Below are 16,705 nucleotides of genomic sequence, written 5' to 3' on the forward strand. Positions count from 1 at the left end.
TCTACCTCAGTTTCAGGGTGGCAAGGCCGATCAGCACCAGGATCACAGTGATGATCCAGAAGCGGACGATTACGCGTGGCTCTGGCCAGCCCTTGAGTTCAAAGTGGTGGTGGATCGGTGCCATGCGGAACACCCGTTTGCCGGTCAGCTTGAACGAGGCGACTTGAATCACCACCGACAGGGTTTCCACGACAAAGATGCCGCCCATGATGAACAGCACGATTTCCTGGCGCACGATCACCGCGATAGTGCCCAGGGCAGCGCCCAGCGCCAGCGCGCCGACGTCACCCATGAAGACTTGTGCCGGGTAGGTGTTGAACCACAAAAAACCCAGGCCGGCACCGATCAAGGCGCCACAGAACACGATCAGTTCGCCCGAGCCAGGCACGTAGGGAATCAACAGGTACTCGGCGAATTTCACGTTACCCGACAGGTAGCAGAAGATGCCCAGCGCGCCGCCGACCATCACCGTGGGCATGATGGCCAGGCCGTCGAGGCCGTCGGTGAGGTTGACCGCGTTGCTGGAGCCGACGATGACGAAGTAGGTCAGCACCACGAAGCCGACGCCCAGCGGAATGGTAACGTCCTTGATGAATGGCAGGATCAGCGTGGTTTCGACGCTGGTCGGTGCGGTCTTGTACAGGAACACCGCCGCCGCCAGGCCGAACACCGACTGCCAGAAGTACTTCCAGCGGCTTGGCAGGCCCCGGGAATTCTTTTCGATCACCTTGCGGTAGTCGTCGACCCAGCCGATGGCACCGAAGGCCAGGGTGACGATCAGCACCACCCAGACGTAGCGGTTGCTCAGGTCGGCCCACAGCAGGGTGCTGACAGCGATGGCCGACAGAATCAGTGCGCCGCCCATGGTCGGGGTGCCGGACTTGGACAGGTGCGATTGCGGGCCGTCGTTACGTACGGCCTGGCCGATCTGGCGAATTTGCAGCGTACGAATCATCCACGGCCCCAGCCACAGCGCCAGGGACAACGCGGTCAGTACACCCAGAATCCCGCGCAGGGACAGGTACTGAAAGACCGCGAAGCCTTTGTGGAACTGTTGCAGATACTCGGCCAACAGCAGCAGCATTAATGTTTCTCCCCGCTGGCACCGCACAAAGCCGCCACGACGTTTTCCATCGCAGCGCTGCGCGAGCCCTTGATCAAAATAGTGGTGTCGCTGGCGTTCTCGGCAGTAACTGCATCGATCAGCTCAGCTTGAGTAGCGAAATGACGGCCATTGGCGCCGAACGCCTCGACCGCATGTTTCATGTTGGAACCCACTGCATACAGGGCGTCGACCTTGCCGCGCGCGTAGTCGCCGACCTGCCGGTGGCCTTCTTCCGCCCACTGCCCCAATTCGCCGATATCCCCAAGCACCAGGACGGTGCGGCCGGGGAAGCCGGCGAGTATATCAATGGCCGCGCACATCGAGGTGGGATTTGCGTTGTAACTGTCGTCGATCACACGCACACCACTGGGCGCGATCTGCGCCACGGTGCGGCCCTTGACCGGCTGTACCGCCGCAAGGCCAGCCGCAATGCCTGCCAGGCTCACACCAACGGCATGGGCAGCGGCGGCAGCGGCCAGGGCGTTGCTGACATTGTGCTCACCGAGCACATTGAGCTGTACCTGGGCCACCTCGCCGGCGCCATGCAGCTGAAATGACGGGCAACCACGGGCGTCGCGCCCTATGGCGCTGGCATGGAAATCGGCACGGGCGTCGCTGCGGGCGAAGCTGATGACCTTGTGGGCCCCGGCACGGGCCTTCCAGGTTGCGAACGCCTTGTCGTCCAGGTTGAGAATGGCGATACCGCCCTCGCCCAGGCCTTCAAGAATCTCGCCTTTGGCTTCGACGATTTTCTCCGGGCCGCCGAACTCGCCAACGTGGGCGGTACCGGCGTTGTTGATGACGACCACCTGCGGCCGGGTCAGCCCGACGGTGTAGCGAATTTCACCGATGCGCGAAGCGCCCAGCTCGATCACCGCAGCACTGTGCTCCGCGGCGATTTCCAGCAGGGTCAGCGGCGCACCGAGGTCGTTGTTGAGGTTGCCACGGGTGGCGTGCACCAGGCCACGGGTACGCAGGATGCTGGCAAGCATTTCCTTGACTGTGGTCTTGCCGCTGGAGCCGGTAATGGCCACCACCGGCTTGTCATAGGCGGCACGGTTCAGTGCCCCGAGCTGGCCCAGGGCCAGGCGGCAGTCAGCCACGCGCAATTGCGGCAGGTCGACATCGGCCACCTCGCGCTCGACCAGCGCCGCGACGGCACCCTTGGCTTTGACATCGGCCAGGTAGTCGTGGCCGTCGAAACGCGGGCCGGCCAGGGCAACGAACAGTTGCCCGGCACTGACACTGCGGCTGTCGATGCTGACGCCGGTGAACGCCGCATCTGCGCCGATCTGCTGACCGTTCAGCAGCGGGGCCAGCTGGCTGAGTGACATGGGCTTAAGCATGTGGAGCCTCCCAGGCTGCAAGTGCCTTTTCGGCTTCGATCAAGTCGGAGAAATCATGGCGCTCGCCGTTGATCTCTTGATAATCCTCGTGCCCCTTGCCGGCCAACACGATCACGTCGTCGGCAGCAGCGGTGGCAATCAGGTGCGCAATGGCCGCGCCGCGGCCAGCGATGAATTCCACCTCGGCAGGCTTGGCAAAACCGGGGCGAATGTCGTCGAAGATGCGCAGCGGGTCTTCGCTACGCGGGTTGTCATCGGTGACCAGCACGCGGTCCGCCAGGCGCTCGGCCACTTCGGCCATCAGTGGGCGCTTGCCGCGATCACGGTCGCCGCCGCAGCCGAACAGGCACAGCAGCTGGCCGTGAGCATGCGGGCGCAGGGCTTCGAGAACCTTCTCCAGCGCGTCGGGCGTGTGTGCGTAGTCGACCACCACCAATGGCTTGGCACCGCCACCCAGGCGCTGCATGCGGCCAACCGGCCCTTGCAGTTTGGGGATGACGCGGAGAATCTCGTCGAGGGCGAAGTCCATTGCCAGCAGGGTTGCCACCGCCGCCAGCATGTTGCTCAGGTTGAAACGGCCCAACAGCTGGCTGCGCAGAATGCGCTCACCCTGGGCAGTGACCAATGTGGCGCGCACGCCATGGTCGTCGAATTCGGCCTTGGTGCAGAACAGATCCGCGTCCCGGTTTTCCAGGCTATAGCTGAGCAGCCGTGACTCGATAGCATCTGCCGGCGCTCTATCGTCGAAAGCTTGAGCCAGGCGCCGACCGAACTCGTCGTCCAGGTTCACCACCTGGCAGCGCAGGCTCGGCCAGGCGAACAGCTTGGCCTTGGCCGCTTCGTACGCCTGCATGCTGCCGTGATAGTCGAGGTGGTCGCGGGACAGGTTGGTCATCACCGCAATGTCGAAAGCCAGGGCAGCCACGCGGCCTTGTTCCAGGGCATGGGAAGACACCTCCATGGCCACGGCTTTGGCGCCATCCTTTTTCAGGTCATACAGCGTGGACTGCACGGCAATTGGGTCGGGGGTGGTCAAGCGGCCACGTTGCAATTTACCGTAGAACCCGGTACCGAGGGTGCCGATCAGGCCGCAGCGCTTGCCGAGCAGGTCCAACGCTTGCGCCAGCAACTGGGTGACACTGGTCTTGCCGTTGGTACCGGTCACGCCGACCAGGTCCAACTGCCGGCTGGGCTCGCCATAGAAGCGGCCGGCAATATCCGACAGCTGAGCGATCAGCCCTTTGACCGGAATCAACGGCACATCGGTCAACGGCAGCACGTTGGCGCCCTGCTCTTCATAAGCCACGGCGGCAGCACCGCGGGCCAAGGCATCGGCGATGTGCTCACGGCCATCGACCTTGGCCCCCGGCACTGCCAGGAACAGGTCACCCGGGCGCACGTTGCGGCTGTCCAGGGTCAGTTCGCGGATCATCGGGTCGCGGCTGGCGTGGGCGAACAGTTTGCTCAATGGCATTGTCATCATCCACGCCCTCCCTTGGCAGCGGCAGCATTGACTTGTGGTTGCCCGGCAGGTGCAGCAGCAGCTGGCGGCGGCAGGTTGTCTGGCGGCACGTTCATCAGGCGTAGGGTGCCGGACATGACCTTGCTGAACACCGGTGCCGAAACCAGGCCACCGAAGTAGCCACCCTTGCCCGGTTCGTCGATCACCACGACGATGGCGTAACGCGGATCGCTCATCGGGCCGAAGCCTGCGAACAGCGAGCGGTAGGCGTTTTCGGTGTAACCCTTGGAACCCACCGTGGCTTTACGTGCAGTACCGGACTTGCCGGCCACGTGGTAGAACGGCACCTGCGCGCGGAACACGCCGCGCGGGGCCTCGATCACCTGCTGCAACATGCCCTGGATGGTTTCTGCGGTTTCCTTCGGAATGGCCTGCACCGCCTCGGGCGCCTTGTCCACCTTGAGGATCGACAGCGGGACCATCTTGCCGTCGTTGGCCAATGCCGCGTAGGCATGCACCAGCTGCAGGGCGGTCACCGACACGCCGTAGCCGTAAGACAGGGTGGCCGTCTCGGCCTTACGCCACTCGCGGTGGTTCGGCAGGTTGCCGACACGCTCACCCGGGAAACCAAGGCCGGTGTACTGGCCCAGGCCGACCTGGGACATCACGCGGTAGATGGCCTCGCCACCGATGTCGAAGGCGATCTTGCTCATGCCCACGTTACTGGAGTTGATCAGGATGCCGGTCAGGTCGAGGATCGGCCCCTCGCTACGCGACACGTCCTTGATGGTGTAACGGCCGATCTGCAGGCTGCCGGGGTATACCTCGACCTTGTCGGTAGGCTTCCAGCGGCCACTTTCCAGCGCTGCGCTCATGGAGATCGGCTTTACCGTCGAACCTGGCTCGAACACGTCGATGATCGCCCGGTTACGCATGGCCGCCGGGAACATGCTGCGGCGGTTGTTGGGGTTGTAGGTCGGCTGGTTGACCATGGCCAGGACCTCACCGGTCTTGACGTCCATGATCACCAGGCTGCCGGCCTTGGCGTTCTGTTCGGCAATGGCGTTGCGCAGCTCGCGGGTAGCCAGGTACTGCAGACGCAGGTCAATCGACAACGCCAAGGTCTTCCCGGCCTTGGCGTTCTTGGTGACCTGAATATCCTTGATCAGCCGGCCGCGCCGGTCCTTGATGACCTGGCGCTTGCCAGGCACGCCGGCCAGCCACTCGTCATAGGCCAGCTCGACCCCCTCGCGCCCGTGGTCGTCCAGGTCGGTGAAGCCGACCATATGCGCAGTGACATCACCGGCCGGGTAGAACCGGCGGAACTCTTCCAGCCCGTACACGCCGGGCACTTTCAGGTCGAGCACGTGCTGGCCCTGCTCCGGGGTCAGGCCGCGAACCAGGTAGATGAACTCTTTGTTGGCCTGCTGGGTCAGGCGCTCGCTCAGCTGCTGCGGGTTTTGCCCCAACGCTGCTGCCAATTGCGGCCAGCGCTCTTTGGAGGCCTGCATTTCCTTGGGGTTGGCCCACAAGGTCGTGACCGGGGTGCTGACCGCCAATGGCTCACCGTTGCGGTCGGTAATCAGCCCACGGTGTGCCGGGATCGAGATATGGCGCAGGCTGCGCGCGTCGCCCTGGCCCTTGAGGAAGTCACGGTCGACCACCTGCAGGTCGATGATGCGCCAGCAGATGGCGCCGACCATGAGTGCCAGCAGGCCGATGACCACGCGGAAACGCCATGGGTACAGTGCGCCTTCGAGTTTCATCATGGCGCCACCATCCGCACTTCGTCAGCCGCAGGCACGCGCATCTTCAATTGCTCGGACGCAAGGTTTTCGATACGGCTGGCCGCGGTCCAGGTGCTCTGCTCGAGGATCAACCGGCCCCACTCGGCCTGGGCCTTGTCACGCTCGTTCAGCTCACCGTACAGGGTATTGAGCAACTGGCGGTTCCAGTGCGCGCTGTAGGACACCGCAATGGCCGAAACCAGCACGGCAACGAACAGCAGGAGCATCAGGAAGCTCCCGCCTGGCAAGGGCTTGGCGAACAGCCTGCTCACCGCAACTTCTCCGCCACACGCATCACGGCGCTGCGCGACCGCGGGTTGGCCTTGAGCTCAGCTTCGGAGGCGAACTGGGCCTTGCCGATGAGCTTGACCTTGGGCTCGAAGACCTTGTGCTGCACCGGCAGGTTGCGTGGCAGGTTGTCGGCTTCGCCCTTGACCAGTTTGCGCATGAACAGTTTGACGATACGGTCTTCCAGCGAGTGGAAGCTGATGACCGCCAACCGACCGCCGACTTCGAGCGCGTCGAGCGCGGCCTCAAGCCCCGCCTCCAGGTCACCCAGTTCGTTGTTGACGTGGATGCGCAAGCCCTGGAAGGCGCGGGTAGCCGGGTTTTTGCCCTTTTCCCAGGCCGGGTTGGCCACCTTGAGCACCTCTGCCAGGTCGGCAGTGCGGGTGAACGGCTGCTTTTCGCGGCGCTCGACCACGGCACGCGCCATGCGCCCGGCAAAGCGCTCTTCGCCATACTCCTTGAACACGCGGGCAATTTCTTCCACCGGCGCGGTGGCAATGAATTCGGCAGCGCTGACACCCTGGTCGGGGTTCATGCGCATGTCCAGCGGGCCATCATTGAGAAAGCTGAAGCCCCGCTCGGGGTCGTCCAGTTGCGGCGAGGACACGCCAAGGTCCAGCAGCACGCCGCTGACCTTGCCATGCAGACCGCGCTCGGCCACTTCTGCGCCCAACTCGGCAAAGCTGCGCTGCACAATGACAAAGCGGCCGTCTTCGGCCGCCAGCGCTTGCCCTGTGGCAATCGCTTGTGGGTCTTTGTCGAAGCCCAGCAGCCGCCCTTGCGGCCCGAGCTTGCTGAGGATCAGGCGGCTGTGTCCGCCACGGCCGAACGTGCCGTCCAGATAGCAACCGTCGGCGCGCAAGGCCAATGCCTCGACAGCTTCGTCGAGCAGGACGGTAATGTGGTTGAAGCCGCTATCTATGGTCACAGGATCAGGTCACGCAGTTCGTCGGGCATGGCGCCCGGTTGTTGAATAGCTGCAAGGTCGGCTGCCGAAACCACGTTCCAGGCATCTTCATCCCACAGCTGGAATTTGTTCAGTTGCCCCACCAGCATCGCCTTCTTGTCGAGCTTGGCGTACTCACGCAAACGGGGCGGCACCAGGAAACGCCCACTGCCGTCGAGCTCCAGGTCTACCGCATTGCCAATCAGCAATCGCTGCAGGCGGCGGTTTTCCTCACGCAACGATGGCAAGGCACGCAACTTGGCTTCTATCTGTTCCCACTCATCGAGGGGATAAACACACAAGCACGGGTCCACGGCGTCGATGGTCACGATCAGCTGACCGTTGCAACGCGAATCGAGCTCGTCACGGTACCGGCTCGGCATGGCGAGTCGGCCCTTGGCATCGAGACTGACGGCGTTGGCTCCGCGGAACACGGCTGCGATTCCCCACAATGTTATCTTTTTTGTGCCAGAAAACCCACTTCATCCCACTTTCTGCCACTTGCGCACACTATAGGAATCCGCCGGAGGCACCGTCAAGGCACGTTCGGAAGGAAAAGCCTTACAGGACCGAGATTTAGCGCGTTAAAGGATTGTGAAAGGTATTTCACAATGAAAAAAACACGAGAAAAATCAAACCTGCACAAGCCACTGGGGCTTGAACTTAAAGTAATTTATTAAGAGTAAGATTTTTTCGGTATTACCAAAGGGGGGTCTGCTATCGAAAGATGCAGAAAAGAAAGGTGGAGAGTCGATCTGTAAGCCGGGTTTTGTCGAGGACAGTCATTCCTCTACGACGGCCATCACTGGACGCCTCTAGCAACCTACCCGGTTCCGACGCGGGCCACGCCTGATGGAACCCTATTTGGTCTTGCTCCGAGTGGGGTTTACCTAGCCACGAACTGTTGCCAGCCGTGCGGTGCGCTCTTACCGCACCTTTTCACCCTTACCGGCACCGAAGTGCTTAGGCGGTTATTTTCTGTGGCACTTTCCGTAGGCTCGCGCCTCCCAGGCGTTACCTGGCACTCTGCCCTGTGGAGCCCGGACTTTCCTCCCCCGATCTTTTGCGGAACAAAAGACGGCAGCGACTGTCCGATCGACTCTCCGCCGACTAGGTTAACGGCACACGCGCTCAAGAACAAGCGGCAGCAGCATTTATATCAATTTGCCACTACTGGGCTTTCTGCTTATCCAGGGCAAGTTGATACAACAGGTTCTTGCGCACGCCGGTAATTTCCGAGGCAAGCGCCGCCGCCCGCTTCAGCGGCAACTCGGCCAGCAACAGGTCGAGCACGCGCTGGGCCTCGCTACTGATGGCTTGCTCGCCCTCAGGTGGACTCCAGCCACCGACCAGCACCACGCACTCTCCGCGCTGCTGGTTGCTATCACCGGCGACGAACGCCCGCAGCTCGGCCAGAGGCAAGCCCTTGAGCGTCTCGAAGGTTTTCGTCAGTTCGCGCGCCAGCAATGCCGGGCGCTCACCGCCAAACACCGTTTCCATGTCCTGGAGGGACTCGAGGATACGGTGCGGCGCTTCATAGAAAATCAGCGTGCGCGGCTCTTCGCGCACTTGCTCCAGGCGTGCCAGGCGCCCCGCCTGCCTGGCCGGCAGGAAACCTTCGAAAATGAAACGGTCCGATGGCAGGCCTGCCGCCGACAACGCCGCGATCAAGGCGCAGGCGCCCGGCACCGGCACCACGCTGACGCCGGCAGCCCGCGCCTGGCGCACCAGGTGGTAGCCAGGGTCGGAAATCAACGGGGTACCGGCATCGGAAACCAGCGCCACATCTTCGCCGGCCAGCAGCTTGCCGAGAAAGCGCCCGCCTTCGTCCCGCTCGTTATGCTCGTGGCAGGCCGCCAGTGGCGTATCGATGCCAAAGTGTTGCAGCAGGCGGATCGAATGGCGGGTGTCTTCGGCCGCGATCAGCGCTACGTCTGCCAGCACCTTGAGCGCCCGGGCGCTCATGTCATCGAGGTTGCCGATGGGAGTTGCCACCACATACAGCGTTCCCACGGTGGATTTAGAAGCCCCTGCCACATCAGTCACTGCGCACACCTGTCAGTCGGATCAAAGGCGGTATTGTAGCCCGAGCGCCTGCAACAGGGCGCAAAGAACTTCACACGCGTCCGGCGGCAAGCCACCTATAGTGAAGGATCGACACGGCGACATCGCGCCCCGGCCAGTGCTTGGGTACAATTGCCGGCCAACTTGATCGAGTAACAGGACCTTTACATGATCGCTTGCCTGCGGCTGCTCACAGCCCTCTGCCTCGCTGCCCTGCTGGCAGCCTGCGCCAGCTCGCCCTCATCCAGCCTGGGCGAACTGCCACGCACCCCGGATGCCAGCATCGAGCAACTGCTCGAGCAGGCTGCTTCCAGCAAGTCTGCACAAGACGCCGCCCTGCTGCGCCTGAGCGCAGCCGACCTGGCCTACAAGCAGAAGGACTTCCCCCGCGCCGCACGCATTCTCGAGCAGGTCCCGCTGGACACGCTCAAGCCGGCCCAGCAAGTGTTCGCCAGCACCCTGGCGGCAGAACTGGCCATGAGCCGCAACCAACCCAAGGCTGCCCTGGCCGCCCTGGCCCACCCAAGCCTGCAGCACGTTCCCGAGCTGCCGAAGGAACAGCAGGCGCGCACCTACTACGTGCACGCTGCCGCCCTGGAGGCCGACGGCCAGGCCCTGGCCGCCGCCCAGCAACGCGTTCTGCTGGCCCCGCTGCTCAGCGATCAGGCCGCCAGCGCCAACAATGACGCCATCTGGGCCTTGGTCGCCTCGCTGCCGGCCGAACAGCTGCAACAGCCGGCCAATGATCAGACCCTGGCCGGCTGGACCAGCCTGGCCCTGGCGGTGAAAAGTGCCGGCACCCTCGAGCAGCAACAGAGCGCCATCGAGAGCTGGGTCAAACAGCACCCGGACCACCCGGCTGCCAAACAGCTGCCAGCGCCACTGGTCAAGCTCAAGGAACTGGCCAGCCAACCGCTGACCAAAATCGCCCTGCTGCTGCCCCAGGAAGGGCCACTGGCCGGGGTTGCCCGGGCCCTGCGTGACGGCTTCATGGCCGCCCACTTCCAGGCCCAGCAGGCTGGCCAAGCCGCCCCTGCAGTGCAGGTGTTCGACAGCTCGCGCATCGGCTCGCTCGACGACTTCTACCGCCAGGCCCAGGCCGCAGGCGTGCAGCTGGTCATCGGCCCGCTGGAAAAACCGCTGGTCAAGCAATTGGCCAGCAAACCGCAACTGCCGATCACCACCCTGGCGCTCAACTACGCCGATGCGGGTCAGGTGGCCCCACCGCAATTGTTCCAGTTCGGCCTGGCGGCCGAGGACGAAGCACGCGAAGTATCCCGTCGAGCCCGTGCCGACGGCATGGTCCGCGCCGTAGCCCTGGTGCCGAGCGGCGAATGGGGCGATCGCGTGCTGGCTGCCTTCCGCCAGGACTGGGAAGGCAATGGCGGCACCGTGCTCGCGGCCCAACGCATTGCGCAACCGGTTGCGCTGGCCCAGCAGATTGCCGACCTGTTCCAGCTGCGCCAGAGCGAAAGCCGCGCCAAGAGCCTGCAAAGCACGGTTGGCGGCAACATCGCCGCACAACCGTCGCGCCGCCAGGACATCGACTTCATCTTCCTTGCCTCTACACCCCAGCAGGCGCAACAGATCAAGCCGACCCTGAACTTCCAGTACGCCGGTGACGTACCGGTATACGCCACTTCCAACCTGTACAGCGCCAGCGGTGACGTCAACCAGTACAACGACATGAACGGCATCCGCTTCTGCGAAACCCCGTGGCTGCTCGATACCAGCAACAGCCTGCGCCAACAGGTGGTTCAGCAGTGGCCGCAAGCCGCCGGCAGCCTGGGCCGTCTGTACGCCATGGGCGTCGATGCCTACAGCCTGGCACCGCGCCTGGGCCAACTGAAGGCGCTGCCGGATAACCGCGTCCAGGGCCTTTCGGGCAGCTTGAGCATCAATGCCAACCAGCGTGTGGAGCGCCAACTGCCATGGGCTGAATTCGCTGGCGGCCAGGTCAAGCGCCTGCCTGATACTCCGCGCTGATGGCTGCAGCATCACCAACCGGCGCCGGCCACGCCGCAGAAACCCATGCCCTTGAGTACCTTCAGGGGCAAGGCCTGCGGCTGCTGGCGCGCAACTGGCGATGCAAAGGCGGCGAGCTTGATCTGGTCATGCTCGACGCCGATACAGTAGTATTCGTCGAAGTCCGCTACCGGCTGCACGCGGCCTTCGGAGGCGCCCTCGACAGTATCGATGGGCGCAAGCAGAAACGGCTGGTGCATGCGGCCAGCCTGTTCTTGCTCAAGGAGCCTCAATGGGGCAACCACCCCTGCCGCTTCGACGTTGTCGCCCTGCAGGGTAGCCACCATGCAGGCAAACCGCTCCAGTGGCTGAAAAACGCCTTCGAGTGCTGAACCCTCTACGTTTTTTTTGCTCTATGTATCGCGGGCTGGTCGTTGTTGCGCGTAACAAAGGCCACCGCCCCATTTAAGGTCACCAGATGGACATGCAATCCCGAATTCGCCGGCTGTTCCAGGCCAGCATCGAAACCAAGCAACAGGCAATGGACATCCTGGCACCGCACATCGAGCAGGCCAGCCTGATCATGGTCAATGCGCTGCTCAATGAGGGCAAGATGCTCGCCTGTGGCAACGGCGGCTCGGCCGGCGACGCCCAGCACTTTTCCTCGGAACTGCTCAACCGCTTCGAGCGCGAACGCCCGAGCTTGCCGGCCATCGCCTTGACCACCGACAGTTCGACCCTGACGTCGATCGCCAATGACTACAGCTACAACGAAGTCTTTTCCAAGCAGATCCGCGCACTGGGCCAACCGGGTGATGTTCTGCTGGCGATCTCCACCAGCGGTAACTCGGCCAACGTGATCCAGGCGATCCAGGCCGCGCATGACCGCGAAATGATTGTCGTAGCAATGACGGGGCGCGACGGCGGCGGCATGGCCTCGCTGCTACTGCCAGAGGACGTGGAAATCCGCGTACCTTCGACAGTGACCGCGCGCATCCAGGAAGTCCACCTGCTGGCGATCCACTGCCTGTGCGACCTGATCGACAGCCAACTGTTCGGGAGTGAAGAATGACCCCTATGCGCCTTGGCCTGCTGGCCCTGACTTTGTGCCTGAGCGTTACCGGCTGCAGCTCGGTACTCACCTCTGCCCGCAATTCGCCCATTGAAGACGACCGCGGCACGCGCACCATCGGCAGCAAGATCGACGACTCGCTGATCGAAACCAAAGCCGCGGTTAACATCTCCAAGGCCAACCCGGACCTGGACAAGGGCTCGCACATCGTTGTCAGCAGCTACAACGGCATCGTCTTGCTGGCTGGCCAAACCCCGCGCGCCGACCTCAAGAGCCTTGCCGAGCAAACCGCCAGCCAGGTTCAACGGGTGAAAAAGGTGCACAACGAGCTGCAAGTCATGCAGCCGTCTTCGATCCTGGCGCGCAACAACGATGCCTGGCTGACCACCAAGATCAAGACCCAGATGCTGACCGACAGCGCCGTGCCCAGCTCGCGAATCAAGGTCATTACCGAGAACGGTATCGTCTACCTGCTCGGCCTGGTGACCCAGCAGGAGGCCAATTCCGCCACCGCCGTAGTACAGGGTGTATCGGGCGTGCAAAAAATCGTCAAACTTTTCGAATACATCGACTGAAGAACCCTGGGCCGGTAAGGCAACAATCCCGGTCTAAAAAAGGCGACCCTTGGAAGTTAATGCCTGTCAGTTAAGCGTTATTGGGGCTGCTTTGCAGCCCTTCGCGGGCACGCCCGCTCCTACACGCGATTCCCTGTGGGAGCGGGCGTGCCCGCGAAGGGCCGCAAAGCGGCCCCAATTACTAAACTGACTGGCATTAACCTTCAAGGTCGCCTTTTTTATTACTTGACCACTTTCAGGCTTGGTCGACCAGTCGGTCGCGGCGGCTGCCCACCCCCTTCTGGCGGGCCATCATCATCCGGCTGCACGTGGTCATCGTCTACCAGATCATCTTCTTCCATGTGCGGCGGTTCCAGCTCGAAGACCATGCCTTGGCCATTTTCCCGGGCATAGATACCCAGGATGGCGCCTGTCGGCACGAAAAGAGAGTGAGTCACGCCACTGAAACGGCCCTCGAAACTGACCGCGTCGTTATCCATGTGCAGGTTGCGCACCGCACTTGGCGAGATATTAAGGACAATCTGGCCATCACTGGCGAAACCATCCGGTACCTGCACCTTAGGGTATTCGGCATTGACCAGCATATGGGGCGTGCAATCGTTGTCGACGATCCACTCGTACAGTGCTCGAACCAGATAGGGGCGACTGGAGTTCATCAACGGCTCCTTAAAGCTTACGCATTTCACGTTCTACAGAGGACAGGCTCGCCTGGAATGGCTCGCGGGCGAACTGGCGCTCCATGTAATCCAGCAGCGGTTTGGCTTGCCGGGGCAACTCGATGCCCAACACTGGCAGGCGCCAAAGTATGGGCAGTAGACAACAATCGACCAGGCTTTGCTCATCGCTCATGAAACAGGCGAACTCATTGAACAATGGCGAAACACCGGTCAGGCTTTCGCGCAGGGCCTTGCGCGCTTCACTTCGGGCAGCCTCGCTGCTGCGCGAATCGAGCACGCTATCGGCCAGGGCACACCAGTCGCGCTGAATGCGGTGCATCAGCAAACGGCTGTTGCCGCGCGCAACCGGGTACACCGGCATCAGCGGCGGGTGCGGGTAACGCTCCTCGAGGTATTCCATCACCACGGTCGATTCATACAAGGCCAGGTCACGGTCGACCAGGGTCGGCACGCTGCCGTACGGGTTGACTTCGGCCAGCCTCGGCGGCAGGCGCGCCGGATCGACATCGATGACCTGCACGCTGACCCCCTTCTCGGCCAGCACCAGGCGTACCCGATGAGAATAATGGTCAGCGGGGTCGGAATAGCAGGCTAACCTGTTGGTTGCGCCCATGTAGCGGCTCCTCGCACGAGATGCTGTGCAACTTTAAATGAAAACGCGCCCGGGGCATCCTGGCATTTCTGCCAGGCGCCCCGGGCGCGTTCAACAACCAGAAATTACTGCGTGATCAGTGCACGTCCTTCCAGTATTCACGCTTGAGCAAATAGGCGAATACGAAGAAGAAAGCCAGGTACAGCAGCACATAGGTACCGATGCGCTGGCTTTCCAGTTTGACCGGGTTGGCCGAATAGGCCAGGAAGGTCACCAGGTTCTTGACCTTCTCGTCGAACTGCTCGGCGGTCAGGGTACCGGATTTCGGCGTAACGGTCAGCTGGTCACAGGCCTCATGGGTAATCGGGCTACCGGTCAACGGGTCGAATTGCTTCTTCCCATCAGTCACCGTCTGCACCTGCTTGCAGCCAATCACCTGGTTGCCCTGCAGGCCGACCAACACGTTGGGCATGCCGACGTTCGGGAACACCTTGTTGTTCACCCCATAAGGCCGCGAGGGGTCCTCGTAGAAGCTGCGCAGGTAGGTGTACAGCCAATCGGTACCGCGCACCCTGGCCACCAGGGTCAGGTCGGGCGGCGCGGCACCGAACCAGGTCTTGGCGTCTTCAGGCTTCATGCCGATCTGCATGTGATCACCGATCTTGGCCCCGGTAAACACCAGCTTTTCGAGCATCAGCTCATGGGGGATGCCCAAGTCATCTGCCACACGCTCGTAACGCTGGAACTTGGCACTGTGGCAGCCCATGCAATAGTTGGCAAACGTCCGCGCGCCGTCCTGCATCGCGGCCTTGTCAGTCAGGTCGATATCGACCTTGTCCAGCTCCAGCCCGTGTTCGGCAGCGAAGCAAAAGGCAGGCACCAGTGCCAGCAAAAATACTGCAATCAACTTTTTCATCAGCCAGTCACCCTTTCCGGAACCGGTTTGGTCTTCTCGAGCCTTGTGTAGAACGGCATCAACAGGAAGTAGGCGAAGTACAGCACCGTACACACCTGCGACAACAACGTGCGCCCAGGTGTAGGTGCCAGCACGCCCAGCACGCCGAGGATGACGAAGGCCACGCAGAACACCAGCAGGAAGAGCTTGCTGATCCAGCCTTTGTAACGCATGGAACGCACCGGGCTGCGATCGAGCCAGGGCAGTACGAACAGCACCGCGATCGCCGCCCCCATGGCGATCACACCCATCAACTTGTCAGGCACCGCACGCAAGATGGCGTAGAACGGTGTGAAGTACCATACAGGGGCAATATGCTCCGGTGTCTTGAAGGCGTTGGCCTGCTCGAAGTTCGGCTTCTCCAGGAAGTAACCGCCCATTTCCGGGAAGAAGAACACCACCGCACAGAACACGAAGAGGAACACCACCACGCCGACAATATCCTTGACGGTGTAGTAAGGGTGGAACGGAATGCCATCGAGCGGAATGCCGTTTTCGTCCTTTTTCTTCTTGATGTCGATGCCATCGGGGTTGTTCGAACCCACTTCGTGCAGAGCAAGAATATGCAACACCACCAGGCCGAGAATGACGATAGGCAGGGCGACCACATGGAGGGCGAAGAAGCGGTTCAGGGTAATGCCGGAGATCAGGTAGTCACCACGAATCCATTGGGTGAGGTCGCCACCAATCACCGGGATGGCACCGAACAGCGAAATGATGACCTGGGCCCCCCAGTAGGACATCTGGCCCCACGGCAGCAGGTAGCCCATGAAGGCCTCGGCCATCAGCGCCAGGTAGATCAACATGCCGAACAGCCAGACCAGCTCGCGCGGCTTCTGGTAGGAGCCGTAGAGCAGGCCGCGGAACATGTGCAGGTAAACCACGATGAAGAACGCCGAAGCGCCCGTGGAGTGCAGGTAGCGCAGAATCCAGCCGTATTCGACGTCACGCATGATGTACTCGACCGAGGCGAATGCCTCTTCTGCCGAGGGTGTGAAGCTCATGGTAAGCCACACACCGGTGACGATCTGGTTGACCAGCACCAGTAATGCCAGGGAGCCAAAGAAGTACAGGAAGTTGAAGTTCTTGGGCGCGTAATACTTGCTCAGGTGATCTTCCCACATCTTGGTTGCGGGGAAGCGAGCATCAATCCAGTCCATGAACTTGCTCATCATGCTTTCTCCTGGTCGACGCCGATGACGATGATATCGTCCGACTCGTACGAGTGCGGCGGTACGGGCAGGTTGAGTGGCGCCGGCTGCGACTTGTAGACACGCCCAGCCAGGTCGTAGTGGGAGCCGTGGCACGGGCAGAAGTAGCCACCCACCCATTTAGGGCCCAGGTCGGCTGGCGCAACCTCCGGGCGGAAGGTGGGCGAGCAGCCCAGGTGCGTGCACAGGCCGACGAGAATGAGGATTTCCGGCTTGATGGAGCGGACTTCGGGGTCGACATAGGTCGGCTGCACCGAAGACTTGGAATCGGGATCAGACAATTCGCCAGTAATTTTCTTCAGGTTACCGAGGATCTCCTCGGTGCGCCTGACGATGAACACCGGTTGGCCTCGCCATTCGGCTACCATCTGCTGCCCGGCCTCGACCTTGGCGATATTGACCTTCACCGGTGCCCCCGCGGCTTTCGCCTTGGCACTGGGAAACCATGACCCCACGAACGGTACCGCAGCCCCCACTGCTCCCGCTGCCCCGACCACGGATGTCGCGGCTACGAGGAAGCGGCGCCGGCCTGCGTTGACGCCGTCATTGCTCATTCAGTCCTCTCCCATCAGCTTGCTTGGCCTGTTGAACCAGGCCTGTACTTAGGTTGTGTCTGTGGCACTAAAATTTGGTCGCCATGGTAAGAAACAAATCCACACA

The 16,705-nt window shown here is 62.0% G+C and carries 17 protein-coding genes and 1 other RNA gene; 4 read left to right on the forward strand and 14 right to left on the reverse strand.

Going from position 1 to position 16,705, the window contains the following annotated elements; genetic code table 11:
* Position 1: 1 nt before the first annotated feature.
* The 9 genes from mraY to rsmI all read right to left on the reverse strand — a co-directional run bounded on the left by mraY (position 2) and on the right by rsmI (position 8,980).
* The gene (gene mraY, locus ACF8SD_RS14090; RefSeq protein ID WP_003251852.1) at positions 2 to 1,084 is read right to left on the reverse strand and encodes a phospho-N-acetylmuramoyl-pentapeptide-transferase; all 1,083 of its coding nucleotides are present in this window, start codon (positions 1,082 to 1,084) and stop codon (positions 2 to 4) included.
* On the reverse strand, positions 1,084 to 2,451 hold the full coding sequence (gene murF / locus ACF8SD_RS14095; protein WP_392483566.1) for a UDP-N-acetylmuramoyl-tripeptide--D-alanyl-D-alanine ligase: 1,368 nt from the start codon (positions 2,449 to 2,451) through the stop codon (positions 1,084 to 1,086). Before murF ends, mraY begins: the two co-directional genes overlap by 1 nt.
* Positions 2,444 to 3,934: a UDP-N-acetylmuramoyl-L-alanyl-D-glutamate--2,6-diaminopimelate ligase gene (locus tag ACF8SD_RS14100; protein ID WP_392483567.1), complete on the reverse strand. Its 1,491-nt coding sequence runs from the start codon at positions 3,932 to 3,934 to the stop codon at positions 2,444 to 2,446. The genes murF and ACF8SD_RS14100 overlap by 8 nt, the downstream gene beginning before the upstream one ends.
* Entirely contained in the window at positions 3,931 to 5,679 is a 1,749-nt protein-coding gene (locus ACF8SD_RS14105) for a penicillin-binding protein 2 (RefSeq protein WP_161893096.1), read from the reverse strand. Before ACF8SD_RS14105 ends, ACF8SD_RS14100 begins: the two co-directional genes overlap by 4 nt.
* Positions 5,679 to 5,972: a cell division protein FtsL gene (ftsL, locus tag ACF8SD_RS14110; protein ID WP_009684421.1), complete on the reverse strand. Its 294-nt coding sequence runs from the start codon at positions 5,970 to 5,972 to the stop codon at positions 5,679 to 5,681. The genes ACF8SD_RS14105 and ftsL overlap by 1 nt, the downstream gene beginning before the upstream one ends.
* Positions 5,969 to 6,916 carry a 16S rRNA (cytosine(1402)-N(4))-methyltransferase RsmH gene (gene rsmH / locus ACF8SD_RS14115; protein ID WP_009684422.1) on the reverse strand — a complete coding sequence of 316 codons (948 nt, stop codon included), beginning with the start codon at positions 6,914 to 6,916 and terminating at the stop codon, positions 5,969 to 5,971. The genes ftsL and rsmH overlap by 4 nt, the downstream gene beginning before the upstream one ends.
* Positions 6,913 to 7,368, reverse strand: coding sequence for a division/cell wall cluster transcriptional repressor MraZ (mraZ, locus tag ACF8SD_RS14120; protein WP_021784148.1), 456 nt, complete (start codon positions 7,366 to 7,368; stop codon positions 6,913 to 6,915). The genes rsmH and mraZ overlap by 4 nt, the downstream gene beginning before the upstream one ends.
* Positions 7,369 to 7,676: 308 nt before the next feature.
* An RNA gene (gene rnpB, locus ACF8SD_RS14125) (RNase P RNA component class A) lies at positions 7,677 to 8,037 on the reverse strand.
* 67 nt (positions 8,038 to 8,104) lie between these two features.
* Positions 8,105 to 8,980 carry a 16S rRNA (cytidine(1402)-2'-O)-methyltransferase gene (gene rsmI / locus ACF8SD_RS14130; RefSeq protein ID WP_392483568.1) on the reverse strand — a complete coding sequence of 292 codons (876 nt, stop codon included), beginning with the start codon at positions 8,978 to 8,980 and terminating at the stop codon, positions 8,105 to 8,107.
* 186 nt (positions 8,981 to 9,166) lie between these two features.
* Between rsmI and ACF8SD_RS14135 the strand changes: the two genes are divergently transcribed.
* The 4 genes from ACF8SD_RS14135 (at position 9,167) to ACF8SD_RS14150 (ending at position 12,610) form a co-directional block, all read left to right on the forward strand.
* Positions 9,167 to 10,984, forward strand: a complete 1,818-nt coding sequence (locus ACF8SD_RS14135) for a penicillin-binding protein activator (RefSeq protein WP_173890970.1) — start codon at positions 9,167 to 9,169, stop codon at positions 10,982 to 10,984.
* Positions 10,984 to 11,355: a YraN family protein gene (locus tag ACF8SD_RS14140; RefSeq protein ID WP_392483569.1), complete on the forward strand. Its 372-nt coding sequence runs from the start codon at positions 10,984 to 10,986 to the stop codon at positions 11,353 to 11,355. The genes ACF8SD_RS14135 and ACF8SD_RS14140 overlap by 1 nt, the downstream gene beginning before the upstream one ends.
* Before the next feature lie 86 nt (positions 11,356 to 11,441).
* On the forward strand, positions 11,442 to 12,035 hold the full coding sequence (locus tag ACF8SD_RS14145; RefSeq protein ID WP_173890972.1) for a phosphoheptose isomerase: 594 nt from the start codon (positions 11,442 to 11,444) through the stop codon (positions 12,033 to 12,035).
* The gene (locus ACF8SD_RS14150) at positions 12,032 to 12,610 is read left to right on the forward strand and encodes a BON domain-containing protein (protein WP_009684429.1); all 579 of its coding nucleotides are present in this window, start codon (positions 12,032 to 12,034) and stop codon (positions 12,608 to 12,610) included. Before ACF8SD_RS14145 ends, ACF8SD_RS14150 begins: the two co-directional genes overlap by 4 nt.
* Positions 12,611 to 12,831: 221 nt before the next feature.
* Here ACF8SD_RS14150 and ACF8SD_RS14155 read toward each other — a convergent pair whose 3' ends face one another.
* From ACF8SD_RS14155 to petA, 5 genes are all read right to left on the reverse strand, one after another.
* Positions 12,832 to 13,266 carry a ClpXP protease specificity-enhancing factor gene (locus ACF8SD_RS14155; protein WP_392483570.1) on the reverse strand — a complete coding sequence of 145 codons (435 nt, stop codon included), beginning with the start codon at positions 13,264 to 13,266 and terminating at the stop codon, positions 12,832 to 12,834.
* A 10-nt stretch (positions 13,267 to 13,276) separates the two neighbouring features.
* The gene (locus ACF8SD_RS14160) at positions 13,277 to 13,900 is read right to left on the reverse strand and encodes a glutathione S-transferase N-terminal domain-containing protein (protein WP_054913251.1); all 624 of its coding nucleotides are present in this window, start codon (positions 13,898 to 13,900) and stop codon (positions 13,277 to 13,279) included.
* A gap of 115 nt (positions 13,901 to 14,015) precedes the next feature.
* The gene (locus ACF8SD_RS14165) at positions 14,016 to 14,795 is read right to left on the reverse strand and encodes a cytochrome c1 (RefSeq protein ID WP_173890974.1); all 780 of its coding nucleotides are present in this window, start codon (positions 14,793 to 14,795) and stop codon (positions 14,016 to 14,018) included.
* A complete protein-coding gene (locus ACF8SD_RS14170; RefSeq protein WP_046616511.1) occupies positions 14,795 to 16,006 on the reverse strand; it encodes a cytochrome bc complex cytochrome b subunit in 1,212 nt (403 codons plus the stop codon). The genes ACF8SD_RS14165 and ACF8SD_RS14170 overlap by 1 nt, the downstream gene beginning before the upstream one ends.
* A complete protein-coding gene (gene petA, locus ACF8SD_RS14175) occupies positions 16,006 to 16,599 on the reverse strand; it encodes a ubiquinol-cytochrome c reductase iron-sulfur subunit (protein WP_009684434.1) in 594 nt (197 codons plus the stop codon). Before petA ends, ACF8SD_RS14170 begins: the two co-directional genes overlap by 1 nt.
* Between the last annotated feature and the right edge of the window lie 106 nt (positions 16,600 to 16,705).

Source organism: Pseudomonas sp. CJQ_9 (genome assembly GCF_043106615.1).
Classification (GTDB): Bacteria; Pseudomonadota; Gammaproteobacteria; order Pseudomonadales; family Pseudomonadaceae; genus Aquipseudomonas; species Aquipseudomonas juntendi.

Excerpts from the sequence above, each read along its gene's own strand:
- murF (WP_392483566.1), bottom strand. The coding sequence starts at position 2,451 with ATGCTTAAGCCCATGTCACTCAGCCAGCTGGCCCCGCTGCTGAACGGT.
- ACF8SD_RS14170 (WP_046616511.1), bottom strand. The coding sequence starts at position 16,006 with ATGAGCAAGTTCATGGACTGGATTGATGCTCGCTTCCCCGCAACCAAG.
- ACF8SD_RS14140 (WP_392483569.1), top strand. The coding sequence starts at position 10,984 with ATGGCTGCAGCATCACCAACCGGCGCCGGCCACGCCGCAGAAACCCAT.
- mraY (WP_003251852.1), bottom strand. The coding sequence starts at position 1,084 with ATGCTGCTGCTGTTGGCCGAGTATCTGCAACAGTTCCACAAAGGCTTC.
- ACF8SD_RS14135 (WP_173890970.1), top strand. The coding sequence starts at position 9,167 with ATGATCGCTTGCCTGCGGCTGCTCACAGCCCTCTGCCTCGCTGCCCTG.
- ACF8SD_RS14155 (WP_392483570.1), bottom strand. The coding sequence starts at position 13,266 with ATGAACTCCAGTCGCCCCTATCTGGTTCGAGCACTGTACGAGTGGATC.
- ACF8SD_RS14105 (WP_161893096.1), bottom strand. The coding sequence starts at position 5,679 with ATGAAACTCGAAGGCGCACTGTACCCATGGCGTTTCCGCGTGGTCATC.
- ACF8SD_RS14100 (WP_392483567.1), bottom strand. The coding sequence starts at position 3,934 with ATGATGACAATGCCATTGAGCAAACTGTTCGCCCACGCCAGCCGCGAC.
- ACF8SD_RS14160 (WP_054913251.1), bottom strand. The coding sequence starts at position 13,900 with ATGGGCGCAACCAACAGGTTAGCCTGCTATTCCGACCCCGCTGACCAT.
- ACF8SD_RS14145 (WP_173890972.1), top strand. The coding sequence starts at position 11,442 with ATGGACATGCAATCCCGAATTCGCCGGCTGTTCCAGGCCAGCATCGAA.
- ACF8SD_RS14165 (WP_173890974.1), bottom strand. The coding sequence starts at position 14,795 with ATGAAAAAGTTGATTGCAGTATTTTTGCTGGCACTGGTGCCTGCCTTT.
- petA (WP_009684434.1), bottom strand. The coding sequence starts at position 16,599 with ATGAGCAATGACGGCGTCAACGCAGGCCGGCGCCGCTTCCTCGTAGCC.
- ACF8SD_RS14150 (WP_009684429.1), top strand. The coding sequence starts at position 12,032 with ATGACCCCTATGCGCCTTGGCCTGCTGGCCCTGACTTTGTGCCTGAGC.